Source organism: Cellulosimicrobium sp. NPDC030954, from assembly GCF_055571305.1.
This window is the reverse complement of record NZ_JBVIFN010000009.1, coordinates 104,721-121,029: the sequence shown is the minus strand read 5'-3', so window position 1 is coordinate 121,029 and position 16,309 is coordinate 104,721. Positions and strand designations below refer to the sequence as shown.

At 74.8% G+C, this 16,309-nt stretch carries 15 protein-coding genes and 1 pseudogene; 7 read left to right on the top strand and 9 right to left on the bottom strand.

Annotated elements, in window-relative coordinates; translation table 11 throughout:
- Positions 1-32: 32 nt before the first annotated feature.
- The 3 genes from ACZ402_RS16600 to ACZ402_RS16590 form a co-directional block, all read right to left on the bottom strand.
- On the bottom strand, positions 33-626 hold the full coding sequence (locus ACZ402_RS16600) for an HdeD family acid-resistance protein (RefSeq protein ID WP_375824007.1): 594 nt from the start codon (positions 624-626) through the stop codon (positions 33-35).
- 139 nt (positions 627-765) lie between these two features.
- The gene (locus ACZ402_RS16595; protein ID WP_375824008.1) at positions 766-1,869 is read right to left on the bottom strand and encodes a DUF2330 domain-containing protein; all 1,104 of its coding nucleotides are present in this window, start codon (positions 1,867-1,869) and stop codon (positions 766-768) included.
- 134 nt (positions 1,870-2,003) lie between these two features.
- Complete coding sequence (locus ACZ402_RS16590; protein ID WP_375824009.1) at positions 2,004-2,486, bottom strand: hypothetical protein; 483 nt, start codon at positions 2,484-2,486, stop codon at positions 2,004-2,006.
- Positions 2,487-2,729: 243 nt separating this feature from the next.
- Between ACZ402_RS16590 and ACZ402_RS16585 the strand changes: the two genes are divergently transcribed.
- From ACZ402_RS16585 to ACZ402_RS16575, 3 genes are all read left to right on the top strand, one after another.
- Positions 2,730-3,068: a metal-sensitive transcriptional regulator gene (locus tag ACZ402_RS16585; protein ID WP_375824010.1), complete on the top strand. Its 339-nt coding sequence runs from the start codon at positions 2,730-2,732 to the stop codon at positions 3,066-3,068.
- A 24-nt stretch (positions 3,069-3,092) separates the two neighbouring features.
- Entirely contained in the window at positions 3,093-3,476 is a 384-nt protein-coding gene (locus ACZ402_RS16580; protein ID WP_375824011.1) for a heavy-metal-associated domain-containing protein, read from the top strand.
- Positions 3,477-3,803: 327 nt separating this feature from the next.
- On the top strand, positions 3,804-6,545 hold the full coding sequence (locus ACZ402_RS16575; RefSeq protein WP_375824012.1) for a heavy metal translocating P-type ATPase: 2,742 nt from the start codon (positions 3,804-3,806) through the stop codon (positions 6,543-6,545).
- Between the two features lie 130 nt (positions 6,546-6,675).
- On the opposite strand, the gene ACZ402_RS16570 is transcribed toward ACZ402_RS16575, so the two are convergent.
- From ACZ402_RS16570 to ACZ402_RS16555, 4 genes are read right to left on the bottom strand one after another with little or no spacing between them, the layout of a single operon-like run.
- Positions 6,676-7,473: an ABC transporter permease gene (locus ACZ402_RS16570; RefSeq protein WP_375824013.1), complete on the bottom strand. Its 798-nt coding sequence runs from the start codon at positions 7,471-7,473 to the stop codon at positions 6,676-6,678.
- The gene (locus ACZ402_RS16565; RefSeq protein WP_375824014.1) at positions 7,470-8,453 is read right to left on the bottom strand and encodes an ABC transporter ATP-binding protein; all 984 of its coding nucleotides are present in this window, start codon (positions 8,451-8,453) and stop codon (positions 7,470-7,472) included. The genes ACZ402_RS16570 and ACZ402_RS16565 overlap by 4 nt, the downstream gene beginning before the upstream one ends.
- Complete coding sequence (locus ACZ402_RS16560; protein ID WP_375824016.1) at positions 8,450-8,755, bottom strand: transcriptional regulator; 306 nt, start codon at positions 8,753-8,755, stop codon at positions 8,450-8,452. Before ACZ402_RS16560 ends, ACZ402_RS16565 begins: the two co-directional genes overlap by 4 nt.
- The gene (locus ACZ402_RS16555) at positions 8,748-9,518 is read right to left on the bottom strand and encodes a hypothetical protein (protein WP_375824017.1); all 771 of its coding nucleotides are present in this window, start codon (positions 9,516-9,518) and stop codon (positions 8,748-8,750) included. Before ACZ402_RS16555 ends, ACZ402_RS16560 begins: the two co-directional genes overlap by 8 nt.
- Positions 9,519-9,751: 233 nt before the next feature.
- Here ACZ402_RS16555 and ACZ402_RS16550 point away from each other — a divergent pair.
- The 3 genes and pseudogenes from ACZ402_RS16550 to ACZ402_RS16540 all read left to right on the top strand — a co-directional run.
- Positions 9,752-10,069, top strand: a pseudogene (locus ACZ402_RS16550) (SPFH domain-containing protein); the annotation flags it as partial.
- Positions 10,066-10,431, top strand: coding sequence for a type II toxin-antitoxin system antitoxin (locus tag ACZ402_RS16545; protein ID WP_375824018.1), 366 nt, complete (start codon positions 10,066-10,068; stop codon positions 10,429-10,431). The pseudogene ACZ402_RS16550 and the gene ACZ402_RS16545, both read left to right, overlap by 4 nt.
- 167 nt (positions 10,432-10,598) lie before the next feature.
- Positions 10,599-11,486, top strand: coding sequence for a CPBP family intramembrane glutamic endopeptidase (locus ACZ402_RS16540; RefSeq protein WP_375824019.1), 888 nt, complete (start codon positions 10,599-10,601; stop codon positions 11,484-11,486).
- 39 nt (positions 11,487-11,525) lie between these two features.
- Here the strand turns inward: ACZ402_RS16540 and ACZ402_RS16535 are convergent, their stop codons facing one another.
- Both ACZ402_RS16535 and ACZ402_RS16530 read right to left on the bottom strand, forming a co-directional pair.
- A complete protein-coding gene (locus ACZ402_RS16535; protein ID WP_375824020.1) occupies positions 11,526-12,374 on the bottom strand; it encodes a hypothetical protein in 849 nt (282 codons plus the stop codon).
- Between the two features lie 36 nt (positions 12,375-12,410).
- On the bottom strand, positions 12,411-13,316 hold the full coding sequence (locus ACZ402_RS16530) for an HdeD family acid-resistance protein (protein WP_375824021.1): 906 nt from the start codon (positions 13,314-13,316) through the stop codon (positions 12,411-12,413).
- Between the two features lie 169 nt (positions 13,317-13,485).
- Here ACZ402_RS16530 and ACZ402_RS16525 point away from each other — a divergent pair, with 169 nt between their 5' ends.
- Complete coding sequence (locus ACZ402_RS16525; protein WP_375824023.1) at positions 13,486-16,302, top strand: flippase-like domain-containing protein; 2,817 nt, start codon at positions 13,486-13,488, stop codon at positions 16,300-16,302.
- Positions 16,303-16,309 lie beyond the last annotated feature (7 nt).

The following is a 16,309-nucleotide window of genomic DNA, read 5'->3' as shown; positions in this document are numbered from 1 at the left end:
GGGCCGCGCGGGGGCGCGCGGGACAGGGCGCGTCAGTATGTCGCGGCCTGGCCGGCTCGTCGGCCGAGCGAGCGGACCTGGATGCCGAAGGCGATGAGCATGACGCCCCAGAGGATCGCGAAGATCGCGAGGATCCAGACGATCGACACCAGCCCGGCGTCGACGTTGAACAGCACGAGCAGACCGAAGACGAGGCCCAGGAGACCGGCGAAGACGCCCCAGCCCCACCCGCTGCCGGGGACCTTGCGCAGGTCGAGGCTCGCGACGGTCTGGAACAGGCCGTAGACGACGGCCCAGAAGCCGACGATCCACGTGAGGACGATCGCGGTCTTGCCCGGCCAGACGAGCAGCACGATGCCGACGGCCAGGCTGAGAACGCCCATGGTCACGAGGAACGCGGTGCCGCTGCCGGTGCCGCGGCGCCGGATGCCCTCGATGATCTCGACGATCCCGTCGACGACCGCGAAGATGCCGATCACCCAGATGATCACGGCCGCGGTCTTGTCCGGCCACGCCAGGGCGACGATGCCGAAGAGGATGGCGAGCACCCCGCGGAGCACTGGCCAGTACCAGACCTGCTTCGCGGTGCTGGAGAATGCGGTGAGGATCGGGTCCTGCGTCGTCATGGTCACTCCCCGTGCTAGGTGACGGGCCGGCTCACCGGCGGACTGGGGCCTGTGTCGCCTCCCGCTTCGCCTCCATGGAACACCCAGAAATCCCGCGTGTCGCGGCGAAGCGCGCGTTTCGCCCGCTCGGGCCGGACGGTCAGGCCCGCGCGGGCCGCGGTGCGAGGGCCGGCGCGGGTGCGCGCCGGCGTCGGCCCGACCAGACCACGAGGGCGGCCAGCGTCAGCACCGCCGTGAACGCGAGGACGGGGCCCGCGAAGAACGGGCCGATCCGCTTGTCGGCCACGACGGCGTACGTCGTCGCGTACGCGACGTCGGCCCCGGCCGGCTCGAAGGTGAAGTCCGAGACGATCTCGGTCCCCGGGTCGCGGAAGACCTGCTCGTGCGACGTGACGAAGCTGCCGGCGGCGAGGAGCGCGGCGAGCTCGTCGGAGCCCACCGTCGCCGGGTCGACCCGGCCCGCGAACCGCAGCGTGGGCTCGAGCGCGGCGGCGGTCGCGTCGGTGCGGTCGACCCGGTGGTCGGCCAGGACGTAGGTGCGCGTGCTCTGGGTGTCGTCGGCGACGACGGACATGCGCATGGGATAGACGAGCGAGCCGCTCGCGAACGTGACGCGCAGGGGCTGCAGGGTCCCGTCGAACGCGGCCGCCTCCTCCGGCGCGAGCCGGGCCGCGACGAACGACCAGCCTTCGCTCACGTAGGGCGCGAGAGCGGTCTGGACCGACTCGGGGAGCTGGAACCCCCGTTCGGTGAGCCACGACCCGAGCGCGCCGGGGTCGGTCGCGCCGAGCGTCGTGACGTCGAGCGGGCCGAGCCGCACCTCGTCGAGCACCGCGACCCCTGCCGGCGCGCCGGCGCCGTCGCTGCCGACGGCTCCGAACCCGAGCTCGGGCCACCACCGGTAGTCGGAGACGACGGCGCGCGGCCGGGTGAGGTCGTCGAGCTCGCGGAAGACCTGCGGGTCGGCGAGCGCGACCTCCGCCGGCGCCGGGGTCGGCAGCAGCAGCCCGACCTCCGGGGCGTTCGACAGCGCGTCGAGCTCCAGCAGCATCGTCTCGGTCGTCCCGTCCCACTGGAGCACGGCCGTCTCCTGCGAGACCGACGTGTCGTACGCGGGCCCGTCGACGAGGCCGCCGCACGCGCACGCGCTCGCCGGGGGCGCCGCGACGACGCTCGCCCCCGCGAGCGCGAGCGCGATCGACACCGCGCGGACCGCCCGTCCCGCTCCTGCTCCCCTGCCCATGCTTGGGAGGGTATGTGGTGCGTCAGGGGCCTCGCGCGACGAGCGCCGCAATCGTGATGAGGCCGTGACAGCAGCGTGACCCGCGGCCCGTGACCGGCCGGCGGGCCGCCGTCGGGCGGGAGCCGGGATCCGCGTCAGGCGACCGCCGCGCTGACGCCGAGGTGCACGAGCGTGCCCAGCACGACCGCCCATGCCGTGACCGCGACGACCCCCCAGGCGAAGACGCGGGCCCGCGGCGCCCCGAATCCCACCATGGCGGCCGCGGTCACGTGGCTCGGCAGCAGCAGGGGCCCGAGGAGGCTGACCCCGGGCACGCCGTAGCGGTCGAACACCTGCCGCATCCGCTGCCGCTGGGGCGACCGCTCGGCGGTGCGCCCCCGCGTGACGCCCGACCGTGCGGCGCCGATGAGCCAGACGACGAGGGCGAGCGCGATCGCGTTGCCCACCACGGCGGCGACGATCGCGACGACGGGGTTCACCCCGGCGACGACCCCGAGGATCGCCGCCCCCTCGGCCTCGACGTAGGGGATCGCGCCGGCGAGCAGGACCCCGACCCAGCGCAGCAGGGGCGGAAGACCCTGGGTGAGCTCCTGGAGCCCGGTGATGATGTCGGTCATGGTGCGCCTCTCGTCGGGGTGTGCCTCCAGCCTCCCGGCGGCACCGGCGCGTCGACAGTGCGCCCTCTCACCGCAGGAGGTGGACCCGTCACCGCCCGGGCATGACACGTGTCAGGCCGTCGTCGTCGGACGGCCCGGGGCGCGCGTACCCTTAGGGGGTATGGATCGGTTACCCTGGTGGGGTATAGGACGACGATCGACCCGCCGCGGTCGCGGCACCGCGCCCTGGACGAGGAGGAGAGCATGACCGACACCACCGAGGCCCCGGCCGTCGAGCACGAGCACGCGGCCCACACCGGTCCGCACGGCTACGCGTCCGACAAGGAGGCGTACCTCAAGCGCATGCGCCGCATCGAGGGCCAGGTGCGCGGCATCGCGCGCATGATCGACGAGGACGTCTACTGCATCGACATCCTCACGCAGGTCTCCGCCGTCACGAAGGCGCTGCAGGCCGTGAGCATCGGCCTCGTCGAGGACCACCTCGGCCACTGCGTCGTCGACGCAGCGCGCCAGTCCGAGGAGGAGGGCGCGGCCAAGGTCAAGGAGGCCGCCGACGCCATCGCCCGCCTCGTCCGCAGCTGACCCACCCCACCACCGAGGAGCACCATGAGCACCGTCACCACCCTGGCCGTCACCGGCATGACCTGCGGCAACTGCGTCGCGCACGTCACCAAGGACCTCGAGGCCGTCGCCGGCGTCGAGAACGTGAGCGTCGAGCTGCGCGTCGGCGGCGCGTCCGAGGTCACGGTCTTCTCCGACGCCCCGCTCGACGAGGCCGCGCTCCGCGAGGCCGTGGACGAGGCCGGCTACGAGGTCGCGTCGCTCGAGGTCCAGGAGGACGCGCTGGCCGCCCAGTACGCCGAGCAGGCGGCGGAGAAGCAGGAGGCGCACGCGTGCGCGTGCGGCTGCGGCACCGCCCCGAGCACGTCCACGGACGCCGCGGCCCCGGTGACGAAGACCTACGACCTCCAGGTCCCGCCCCGCTCCTAACCCGCGCGCGACCTGTCAGCACCCGGTCGCGGCACGACGCGACCTCCTGCTGACAGCGCCATCCCCGGGTGACCTGTCGGCAGGTCGTCGCCGTATCGCGCGAGCGGTCGCTGACAGGTCGCACCGCCACGGTGCCCGACGCCGGAGCGTGCCTCGCGCGCACGAGGCCGCCTCCGCCGTCGGGCACCACCCCACGGGCCGACCGTCGCCACCGCGACGCGCACCCACGCCGCCCGTCCGCACCGGCACGGGCCGCACGCCGCGACGTCCGCCACCCGGACCGCCGTCGGTGACCTCCACCCGAGCACCCGTCGAGGAGTCACCCGCATGACCGCCCAGCCCACGCCCACCCCGACGACCGCCACCCCGCCGGGCGGCGCCGCCGACGGTCGACCGTCCGCCGAGGTCGACCTCGCGATCGGGGGCATGACGTGCGCGTCCTGCGTCGCGCGCGTCGAGAAGCGGCTCAACCGCGTCGACGGCGTCACCGCCACCGTCAACCTCCCGCTCGAGAGCGCGCACGTCGTCCTCGCCGCCGACGTCACCGACGCCGACCTCGTCGCCGCCGTCGAGAAGGCCGGCTACACCGCCCGCGTCACCACCCGGCGTGATCTCACCCCCGTGGACGAGGGTGCTGTCTCACGGCACCACGGTTCACCTCCGGCGGACCAGGGCTCTACCTCGGCGGACCGCGGGGAGGCCGGCGCAGAGGCGACCGAGCGGCGGGACGACGCGAACGGCGTGGCGGGTCTGACCGAGCGAGACTCCGGGGCGAGCGTGGGAACGCAGGGGGATCGCGACCGAGAGCCGGGAGGTGCCCGAGGAACGAGGGCTCCGGACGGTGGCCCGAGCACCTCCAGCCGCGTCGCCACCGGACCCGACCGGGGCGCCGTGCTGCTGCAGCGTCTGCGCGTCGCGGCGGTGCTCACCGTGCCGGTCGTCGCGCTGTCGATGGTCCCGGCGCTGCAGTTCACGGGCTGGCAGTGGGTCGTCGCGGCGCTCGCGCTGCCGGTCGTCACGTGGGGCGCGTGGCCGTTCCACACGGCGGCGTTCCGGGCGGCACGGCACGGCGCGTCGACGATGGACACGCTGGTCTCGCTCGGCGTGGTCGCGGCGACGCTGTGGTCGCTGTGGGCGCTCCTGCTCGGCGGCGCGGGCGAGCAGGGGATGCGGATGCAGCCGACGCTGATCCCGTCCCGGGACGCGATGGGCACGCCCGAGCTGTACTTCGAGGTCGCGGCCGTCGTCACGACGTTCCTGCTCGCCGGCCGGTACGCGGAGCACCGGTCCAAGCGCCGTGCGGGGGACGCGCTGCGGTCGCTGCTGGAGCTGGGCGCGAAGGACGCCGAGCGGGTGCTCCTCGGGTCGGACGGTTCCCCTCGCACGGGTGCCGACGGCGCACGGGTCACCGAGCGCGTCCCGGTCGCGGACCTCGCGGTGGATGACGTGTTCGTCGTGCGGCCGGGCGAGAAGGTCGCGACGGACGGCGTGGTGCTGGAGGGGTCGAGCGCGGTCGACACCTCGCTGCTCACGGGTGAGCCGGTGCCCGTGGACGTGGGCCCGGGCGACGACGTCACGGGCGCGACGGTCAACGCGGCGGGTGCGCTGCTGGTCCGGGCGACGCGCGTGGGCGAGGAGACGACGCTCGCGCAGATCGGACGGCTCGTGACGCAGGCGCAGACGGGCAAGGCGCCGGTGCAGCGGCTCGCGGACCGGATCTCCGCGGTGTTCGTGCCGGTCGTGCTGGTGCTCGCGGTCGCGACGCTGGTGGGCTGGCTGATCGCCGGTGCGGGCACGCAGTTCGCGTTCACCGCCGCCGTCGCGGTGCTCATCATCGCGTGCCCGTGCGCGCTGGGTCTGGCGACGCCGACGGCCCTGCTCGTCGGCACCGGACGCGGCGCGCAGCTCGGCGTGCTCATCAAGGGGCCGGAGATCCTCGAGTCGACGCGGCGCGTGGACACCGTCGTGCTCGACAAGACGGGGACCGTCACCCAGGGCGCGATGGCGCTCGAGGCGGTCGTGACGCCGTCGGGCAGCGTGCCGCTGGAAACGTTGTCCGCGCACGGTCGCGCTCCGGCGCGACGAGACGCTGACAGGTCGCGCCGGGAGGTCGACGACGCGCGCGACGCCCTGCGGCACGCAGGTGCGGTCGAGGCGCTGAGCGAGCACCCGATCGCCCGGGCGGTCACCGAGGCCGCGCGCCGCGTGGCCGCACCGGCATCGCGCGGCGGGGACGCACCGGTGGGGGCCGACGGCGTCGTGATCGGCTCGCTGCAGGCGTTCGACTTCCGCAGCGCCCCGGGCGGCGGGGTCGAGGCCGTCGTCCGCACCGCGCACTCCGGGCTCTCCCTGGGCGACGGCGGCGGGCTCACCGCGCGGCGCGTGCTCGTCGGGCAGCCGTCGTGGCTCGCGCGCGAGGGCGTGTCGCCCGACCCGGCGCTCGACGACGCGTTCGCGGCCGCCGAGGCGACAGGGGCGAGCGCCGTCGTCGTCGCGTGGGACGGCCGGGCGCGCGCGGTGCTCGTGCTGCGCGACCCGGTGAAGCCGACGTCGGCCGAGGCGGTGCGCGAGCTGCGCGACCTCGGCCTGCGGCCCTACCTGCTGACGGGCGACGGCGAGGGCGCGGCCCGCGAGGCGGCGCGCGCCGTCGGGATCGCGGAGTCCGACGTGGTCGCGCGCGTGCTCCCCGACCAGAAGGTCGACGTCGTCGCGCGGCTCCGAGGCGAGGGGCGCGTCGTCGCGATGGTCGGGGACGGCGTGAACGACGCCGCCGCGCTCGCGACGGCGGACCTCGGGCTCGCGATGGGCACGGGGACGGACGTCGCGATCGAGGCGAGTGACCTGACGCTCGTGCGTGGCGACCTCCGCAGCGCGGCCACCGCTATCCGGCTCTCGCGCCGGACCCTGCGGATCATCCAGCAGAACCTGTTCTGGGCGTTCGCCTACAACGTCGCGGCGATCCCCCTCGCGGCGGCGGGCCTGCTCAACCCCATGATCGCGGGGGCGGCGATGGCCGCGAGCTCGGTGCTCGTCGTCGGGAACTCGCTGCGCCTGCGCCGCGCCGCCTGACCCCAGGGCCCACCCCACGCGACCCGGCCTTGCCGGGCGCCGAGCCCGACACCACCCGCTGCCGAACACGACCTGAGGGTCGTTATCCCGGGGATAACGACCCTCATGTCGTGTTCGGCGCCGGGGGGAGTCAGCGGAAGCGGCGGCCCTCGTCGCGGCGGTAGGCGCCGACCGCGAGGGCGGCGAAGACCACCGTCCAGCCGAGAAGCACGGGCCACGCGAGACCGTACGCCGGCTCGCCCGTGAGCGCCTGGACGAGCAGGTCGCGACCCGCGCGCGTCGGCGTGGCCATGGAGATGGCGTCCAGCCACGGGGGGAAGAGGAACGGCGGGAGGAACAGGCCGCCGGCGAACGCGAGCGGGAAGAGGATCACCTGGACCACCGGCAGCGCCGCCTTCGCGGACAGCGAGTAGCCGATCGCCATGCCGAGCAGCACGAACGGCACGGACACGAGCAGCACCGTCCCGACGCCCGCGAGGAGCTGGCTCCACGTGACGCTCGCGTCGGTGAAGAGCCAGCCGATGAGGATGAGCGGCACGAGCCCGAACAGCGAGAAGATGCCGCCGTTGAGCACGCGCGCCGCCATGCGCGGCGTCGGGCCGGCGGGCAGCGAGCGCACGAACGGGTCGAACGGGAGCTGCCGGTCCTCCGCGACGCCGAGCCCGTAGGTGAACAGGCTCGCCGAGCAGATCGCGAACAGGCCGAGCGACGCGACGGCCGTGGTCGCGGCCACCGGGTTCTGCGCGACCTCCTTCTGCGGCACGACGAAGAAGAACATCGCGAGCGCGGGGAACAGCAGGTTGCCCAGCACGGCGACCGGCACGCGCACGGTCTCGAGGAACTGGTACTTGAGGTGCAGCCAGGTGAGGCGCAGCGGCCCGGGGAGGGTCGCGGCGGTGGCGCCGCCGGGGATGGTCGTGGTGGTCATCGTGCCCGTGCCTCCGTGGTCGGGGCCGCGTCGCGCGCGACCATCTGCTCGAACGCCTCCTCGAGGCTCGCGCCCCGGATCTCGAGGTCGTGGAAGTCGACGCCCGAGGTGACGAGCCCGCGCACGAGGGCGTCGGCGTCGGGCGTGTAGAGCTCCTGGCGGCCGTCGCCGAGGCGGTCGGACCGCACGACGCCGGGCCGGTCGGCGAGGTCCGAGGGCGACCCGACCACGACCCGCCGCAGCGACACGCGGCGCAGGATCGCGTCGAGCGAGTCGTCGGCCTTGACCACGCCCTGGTCGATGACGACGACGCGCTGCGCGAGCGCCTGCACCTCCTCCAGGTAGTGGCTGGTCAGGAGGACCGTCCCCCCGTCGGCGTGGTACGCGCGGATCGCGTCCCACAGCGCCTGGCGGGCGCTCACGTCGAGGCCCGTCGTCGGCTCGTCGAGCAGGACGACGCGCGGGCGGCCGACGAGCGAGAGCGCCACGGCGAGGCGGCGCTTCTGCCCGCCGGACATCGCGCCCGTCTGGCGGCCCGCGAGCTCGGTGAGGCCGAACTGGTCGAGCAGCTCCACGGTCGGGACGGGGTCCGGGTAGTGACCGGCGACGAAGTCGACGACCTCGCGCACCTTGAGCGTCGCGGGCAGGCCCGTCTCCTGCGGGGTGAGGCCCAGGCCGACGCGGCTCCGCGCGTCGCGCGGGTCGCCGCCGAGCAGGCGGACCGTCCCGGCGTCGGGCCGGCGCTGCCCGCTGACCAGGGACAGCAGCGTCGACTTGCCGGCGCCGTTGGGGCCGAGCAGGCCGACGAGCTCGCCCGCCCCGACGCTCAGGGACACGTCGTCGAGCGCGACGACCGTGCCGAAGCGGCGCGTGACGTGGTCGACGGCGACGACCGGTCGAGCGGGGTCGGTGGCCGACGCCGCGGGGTCGGTCCGGGCGGCCCGGGAGGCCCCGCTGCGCGGGGCGTGGTCGGTGCTCATCCTGCGGCTCCCTTCAGGAGGGTGTTCAGGGCGGTCGTGTAGTCCTCGAAGGCGACACGGCCGCGGGCGGTGAGAGCGAGGTAGGTGGCCGGGGTGCGGCCCTCGTGGGTCTTGGTGACGGACACGTAACCGGCGTCCTCGAGCTTGCGCAGGTGGGTGGAGAGGTTCCCGGCGGTCATGTCGAGGAGCTTCTGCAGCTTGGGGAAGGACAGCTCGTCCCCGGTCGGGAGGGTGGCGAGCGTCGCGACGACGCGCAGCCGCGCCGGGGCGTGGATGACGGGGTCGAGCTCGGCGTCAGGCATCGGCCGCGCCCTCCGCCGACGCCCCGGCGGGCGCTGCTCGGGTGGCGAGGCGCCGCCGTCGGACGCGCAGGACGTGCTCGATCGCGGCCATGACGAGGAACCCGCCACCGCCCGCGAGCGCCATGACGAGGTAGGTGAGCGGAAGCCCCGCGAACGTCGCGACGGCGGCCGTGAGCAGGATCCACACCCCGAGCACGAACAGACCGCGGTCGCCGAACGCCGCGGCACCGCCGAGGTACAGCAGGCCAACGACGACGCACGCGAACGCGTTGCTCGCGAGCGACATGACCTCCTCCGACGCTCCCGCGCGGGCGAGCCCGCCGAGCACGAACCCGTAGCAGACGAAGCCGAGCATCCACGACCACCCGTACATGGCCCCGGTGCGGGCGCTGACGCCACGCGTCCCCGCGGTGCGCGTGACGCTGTGGACGATCGTGAACGCGACGGCGGCCGCGATGAGGCTGAAGAAGACCCAGAACGCCCACGGCTCGGGCTGCGCGCCCACGACCTGACCCATGCGGGTCGTGATGCGGACGGTCGCGGTCCCGTCGACGACGCGGACCGCGCTCGCCCACAGGCACAGGTACCCGACGAGCCAGGCGACGCCCCACGCGAGGAACAGCAGCCGCGAGTCGGGCTCGGTCGCCCGGCGCGCGCGGTCCTGCTGCTCGCGGATGAGGCGCAGCGTCTCGGCGACGTCGAGCGCCGGCTCGCCCGGCTCGGCGGTCCCGTCGCGGCGGTCGTCGCCCTGGTCCGTGGTCATGGTGCCCTCTCGGGAGGTGGGAAAACTACTTTGCGCTGCAAACCTGTTTGTAGCCTGGCACGCCCGACACCGATCGCGCAACCCCCTCCCACCCCTCCCCGCACCCGCACCCGCACCCGCACCCGCACCCGCACCCGCCGAACACGACATGAGGGTTGTTATCCGCCCGATAACGGCCCTCATGTCGTGCTCGACAGGGGGCGGGGGCGGGGGCGGGGGTCGCTCGATGGACCGCCGCCGAGGTCGCGGCGCGCGTCGTCGTGGCGGGCGTCGAGGTCATCGAGGCCCGCATCTCCAACCTCGCCTACGCCCCGGAGATCGCCCAGGCGATGCTCCAGCGCCAGCAGGCCGGCGCGATCATCGCGGCGCGGTCGCGCATCGTCGAGGGCGCGGTGTCCATGGTCGAGGACGCCCTGTCGCGCCTCGAGGCCGAGGACGTCGTGACGCTCGACGACGAGCGCCGCGCGACCATGGTCTCCAACCTCCTCGTCGTGCTGTGCGGCGACAGCCGCGTGACGCCCGTCGTCAACACGGGGTCCCTGTACCAGTGACGCCCGTCGGGCCCACGCCGCCCGAGAAGCGCGACGCGCCCGACGACGGCGACCAGCCGTCGTCGGGCCGCGGCGTCCCCGCAGGCGGGGAGCCGGCCACGCCGGAGGGCGACGCGCCCCCGCAGGCCGAGCAGCCGGCGTCGGGCACGGGCGAGGGCCCCGCGCAGCGGCCGCAGCGCAAGTCGGTGCTCCTGCGCCTGGACCCCGCCGTGCACGACGCGCTCGCGCGCTGGGCCGGCGACGACCTGCGCAGCGTCAACGCGCAGATCGAGATGCTGCTGCGCCGCGCGCTCGACGACGCCGGCCGCCTCCCCCGCGACGTCCGCCCGCCCCGCGGCCCGGGCCGCCCGCGCAACCCCTGACCCGCCGAGCGATCAACCCGGACCCGCCGAGCACGAGGTTGCTGTCGTTCTGGGGCCGAGAACGACAAGAACCTCGTGGTCGACGCGGAGCAGGCTCGTGCTCGGCGGACAGCGCACGCTCAGGCGGCGTCGAGCCCGCGCCCGGGGACCGGTGCTATAACCGGACGGTGCCCGACCTGACCGCGTCCACCCCCGCGACCGCGCCCGAGCCGCCGCCCGCGCCCGGCCCGACGGCGGCACCCCGCGCGGCCGACGCCGTCACCGCCGACGCGCACGACCGCCCGGACCGCGCGACGCGACGACGCATCGGCGCGGAGATCTGGATCGTCCTCGGGCTGAGCCTCGGCAAGTCGGCGGTCTACGCGATCATCAACATCGTCGCGCGCCTCACCGCCGGGACCCCGCTGCGCGACCAGTCGGCGAGCCTCAACGTCAGCCAGTCCGCGCGCCCCTACCTCGACCTCACCTACCAGCTCGTCGGAATCTTCTTCGCGGTGCTGCCCGTCGCGCTCGCGCTGTACCTGCTCAGCGCGCGCGGCCGCTCGGCCGTCCGGGCGATCGGGCTCGACGGCGCCCGGCCGCTGCGCGACGTCGGGTGGGGGTTCGCGCTGGCCGCGGCCATCGGCATCCCTGGGCTGGGCTTCTACGCGCTCGGCCGCCTCCTCGGCATCACGGTCGAGGTGCAGGCGTCGGCGCTCAACGCCGCGTGGTGGACCGTGCCCGTGCTGATCCTCTCGGCGCTGCAGAACGGCCTGCTCGAGGAGGTCATCGCCGTCGGCTACCTGTTCGAGCGCACGCGCGACCTCGGCTGGGGCCGCGTGAAGTTCGTCGTGTGGAGCTCGCTCCTGCGCGGGTCGTACCACCTGTACCAGGGGTTCGGCCCGTTCGTCGGGAACGTCGTCATGGGCGTCGTCTTCTCGTGGTTCTACACGTCGCGCTGGGGCAGGCACCGCGTCATGCCGCTCGTGATCGCCCACACGCTGCTCGACGTCGTCGCGTTCGTCGGGTACGCGCTCCTCCCCCTGGAGTGGAAGCAGTCCCTGGGCCTCGCGTGACGGCTGCGGCGCCGCTTCGCGACTCCTGGGACGCCGCGGTCAGGCGATCCCGAACGCGCCGGTCTCCAGGTCGACCAGGTGGGTCTCGCGGTTGCCGTAGTCGACGCCCCAGGTCGGCGTGGACAGCTCCAGGTAGTGCGGCGTGAAGTCGCCCTCCAGCGAGTCGACCATCGCCTCGGACGTCCCGCCGAGGTGGTCGTCCACCCAGGGGCGCTCCTCCTCCGGCAGCCCGGTCCAGTCCTCGTCCCAGGGCGAGACCCAGCCGTCCTCCTCCCGGCCCGGGGCGAGACCCGCGTTCGGGTCGTCGACCCTCGGGACGAGGTAGGCCCACCGGGTGACCGTCACGTCCTCGCCGCGACGCGTGCCGAGCGGCGGGTCCCACGCGTTCTGCCCCTCGTCCGTCGCGACGTGCTCCCCGGGACGGCGGGTGTCGGGCGGTGCGGCGGTGGGACCGGCGGCGAGCTCCTGCTCGGTCAGCCAGACCAGGGCGAAGCTCTGGCCGATGATGTCGCTGAGCACGAGCGCCTGCGGGTGCTGCCGGGCCGCGCGCAGGTCCACGACGAACGGGTCCTCCGGGTCGCTCGCGTCGTGCTCGGTGGCGAACTGCCCCCCGCCGAGGAAGTACGCCACGCCCGGGAACCCGGGGCCCCGACGCTGGTACTCGGCCGCCAGCCGCAGCGTGACGGCGTGCCGCATCGGCAGCCCGGTGCTCGGGCTCCGCGGCCACGTCCGCGGCTCGATCCCCGGCCCCGCGTCGCCGATCCACCCCCAGGCGGCCTCGCCCCAGGGCGCGACGGGCGGCTGCAGCAGAGCCGTCGTCCCGACCGGTGACCCGTCCACCGCGTCCTGCGGGGTCAGGCCGAACAGGATGTCGTACGCAGTGACCACCGGTGCTCCTCGTTCTCGACGGACAGCGGTCACATGCTAGGGCAGCCGTCCCGCTCCCCCGGGCTCGCCCGGCTCCGACTCCCGCGACGGCCCGGGCGCCGACTCCGGCCCCGGCGAGGGCGACGGGGCCGGCGAGGGCGACGGGGCCGGCGAGGGCGACGGCGACGGGGCCGCGCTCGGGTCGCGCGGCGTCGCCCCGCCCGTGGCCGACGGCGGCTCGACGCCCGGGTGGGCGGCGGGCGCGCCGAGCACGGACCCGCCCGTCACGACGACGCCCGCCGCGACGGCCTGTGCACGCAGGTCCGCGAGCTCGCGCGCGACGGCGCGGACGGCGAAGCCCGACACCACGTGGATCGCCCCGGTCACGAACGCGTAGAGGGCGAACACGACGGCGACGAGCCGCAGCACGTCGAAGGAGTCGAGCGGCCTCGTGACGAGCAGGACCCCGAACAGCACCGAGACGATCCCGACCGCGAGCATCCAGGCCCACCCCAGGTCGCGGTTGCGGACGAGCGCGGCGGCCCCGGCGATCGTCGTGATGCCCAGCACGAGCACCCACACCGCGAGCACGTAGTAGAGCGCGGTCGCGGTGAGGTCGGGCCAGAGCGCCACGACGACGCCGAACACGACGTTGACGCCCGCCTGCGCGAGCCACCACGCCGACCCGACCTGCCGGCGGTGCACGAACCCCTGCACGGCGACGAGCACGCCGTCCGCCACGAGGAACGCGCCGAGCACCACGCGCAGCGTCCCGAGCTGCTCCAGCGGCTCGATCATGAGGAGGAGGCCGAGGACGACGAGGAGGGTCCCCCGGACCACGGGCAGCCACCACACCTTGCGGAAGGGGTTGCGCTCCTGCCCGTTCGCGTCGGGCGTCGCGGGGCGGTCCGGACGGTCGGACCCGTCCGCGGTGCCGCGCTCCGTCGTCGTGCCACGTGCCATGCCGACCTCCCGGGTCCGGTCTTCCGCCCATGCTAGGGAGGCCTTGCTCACACCCGCCCGCCGAGCGGGGGCCGCGAGCCGTCCAGCATGCGGGCGAACGGGGCGAATCACCCGGAGGAATCGGCCAAATACCGCGCCTCCCCGAGGGCCCCGACCTAGACTCGCTCGCATGGCCTCCCCCGCCCCCGAGCCGAGAGAGCGCGCCGCTCCCCACGTCGGCGCGGTCGTCGAGGTCGGCTCGCTGGCCCGGCCCGAGCAGGCGGAGCCCCGCCCCCAGACGGGCGCGCTCGAGGCCCTGCTCGCGCGTCGGGCGCACGACGACGCGGGGACGGTTCGCGTCGTCGACACGGCCGAGCAGCGCGTCCGGCACCCGATCGACCTCGTCAATCTCGTGCTGTGCACGGTGGGCGTCGTCGTCGTCCTGCTCATGTCGGTGTACGCGCACGGCACCACGGCCGGCGTCGCGGAGGACGTCCGCAGCTTCTCGGACCTCCTGTACAACATCCTGTTCATCCCGGTCGCGGTGCTCGAGGGTCTCATCACGCTGTTCGTGCCGATCGCGGTCCTCACCGAGCTCGGCGTCCGCCGGCTGGGGCGCCAGGTCGTCGAGTCGATCGTCGCGGCCGCGCTCGGCCTGCTCCTGGGCGTGCTGGCCGTGCTGGCGCTGCGTGCGTGGGGCTCGGACGACCTCGTCCGCGGGCTCTCCGTGTACTCGCGGGGCGAGTGGCGCCTGACGATCCCGGGCTACGTCGCCGCGATCGGCGGGCTGCTCACGGCCGCGGGCACCCGTACCCGGCGACGCACCGTCAAGTGGTCGTGGAACCTGCTGTTCATCGCGATCGGCGTCGTGCTCATCACCGGCCAGGTGTCGCTCCCGGGCATCATCATCACGCTGCTCCTCGGGCGCATCGCCGGGCTCGCCGTGCGGTACGTCTCGGGCGTGCGCAGCGAGCGCGCGTACGGGCCCGAGCTCGTGGCCGGCGTCCGGCGCGCCGGGTTCTCCCCCACGGCCCTCGTGCGCGTCCGCGACGTCACCGACGACGAGGAGCTCGCCGAGGCCGCGGACGACCCCATCACCGAGGTGGACGCCGAGGGACGCATCACCGCGGAGGTGCACGTCGGCGTCCTGCGCGCACCGGGGGCCGCGGACGACGCCGGGACGGTCCTCACCGCGGACGCCGCGCTCGCCGCGCAGCACCTCGGGTCGGCCACGCCCGACGAGACCCCGGCGTCCGACGGGGCCGACGCGGCGGACGGGCGCTCCGCCGCGGCGGAGGCCCAGGACGCGCCGTCCGACTCGGCCGCCATCGCGCTGACCCGTGCGGGCGACAACCGCGTCTACGCGATGCTCGCGGAGGACGGCGTGCGGCGCGACCTCGTCGTGCTCGACGGCGACCGGCAGGTCGTCGGCTTCCTCGCCCGGTTCTGGCGGTCGCTGCGGCTGCGCGGCAGCGAGGGACGAGCCGCGATCTCGCTGCGCGCGGCGGCCGAGCGCACCGCGCTGCTGTCGTACGCCGCGCGCGCTGCGGGCGTCCGCACCCCGCGGCTGCTCGGCGTCGCCGAGTCCGCCGACTCCATGGTCCTGGTCCAGGAGCACGCGACCGGCGCCGTCTCGCTGCGCGACCTCCCCGTGGAGGACCTCACGGGCTCGGTGCTCAACGAGGCGTGGCGCCAGCTCCGGCTCGCGCACGCGGCGGGCATCGCGCACCGCGCGCTGACCTCCGACGTCATGCTCGTCTCGCGCGAGCCCGCGACCGGCGCCCCGCAGGTCTGGCTCACCGGGTGGGAGCAGGGCGACATCGCGTCGTCCGAGCTCGCGCGCCGCATGGACCTGGCGCAGATGGTCGCGCTCCTCGCGCTGCGCGTCGGGGCGCGCCGGGCCGTCGAGTCCGCGGTGAGCGTCCTGCCCGACGACGACATCGCCGCGATCGGCCCGCTGCTCCAGCCCGTCGCGCTGCCGCCGAGCACGCGCGAGGAGATCCGGCAGAACAAGGAGCTGCTCAAGGAGCTGCGCGCCGCCCTGGTGGAGCGGCTGCCCGAGGCGAGCATCGAGCCGCAGCGCATCACCCGGTTCGGCGCGCGGACGATCCTCACGCTGACCCTGACGATCGTCGCGGTGACGGTCGTCGTCACGACGATCAACTTCGACCAGATCACCGAGGCCGTCTCCTCGGCGAACCCGTGGTGGGCGGCCGTCTCGTTCCTGCTCGGGATCGTCACGTGGTTCGGCGCCGCGCTCACGCTCGTCGCGTTCGCGTCGAAGCGGCTGCCGCTCTGGCGCGTCACGCTCACCCAGGCGGCGGGATCGTTCGTCGCGCTCGCCGCGCCCGCCGGCATCGGCCCGGCGGCGCTCAACCTCCGGCTCCTGACCCGGCGCGGGATCTCGACCCCGGTGGCCGTCGCGACGGTCGCGCTCGTCCAGGTGTCGCAGTTCGTCGTGACGATCCTGCTCCTCGTCGTGCTGTCCGTGGCGACCGGCGACGGCGGGCTCGTCCAGCTCCCCTCGACGACCGTGCTCCTCGCGATCGGCGGCGTCGCGCTCGCCGTCCTCGCGACGCTCCTCGTCCCGGCCGTGCGGGCCTGGGTGCTCGCCAAGATCCGCCCGACGATCCAGCAGGTGTGGCCCCGGCTGTCCGAGATGCTGGGTCAGCCCGGGCGGCTCGCGCTGGGCATCGCGGGGAACGTCGTCATGACGCTCGGCTACGTGCTCGCGTTCGACGCCGCGCTCGCCGCGTTCGGGCAGGAGCTCTCGCTCGTCGAGGTCGCGGTCATCTACCTCGTCGGGAACGCCGCGGGTGCGGCCGTCCCGACACCGGGCGGCCTCGGGGCGATCGAGGCCGCCCTCATCTTCGGCCTGACCACCGCGGGCGTCCCCGCCGCGCTCGCGACGTCCGCGACGGTGCTCTTCCGCGTCGCGACCTACTGGGCCCGCATCCCGATCGGCTGGGCCGCGATGCGGTACCTGCAGAGGAAGGGCGACCTGTAGCCGACCG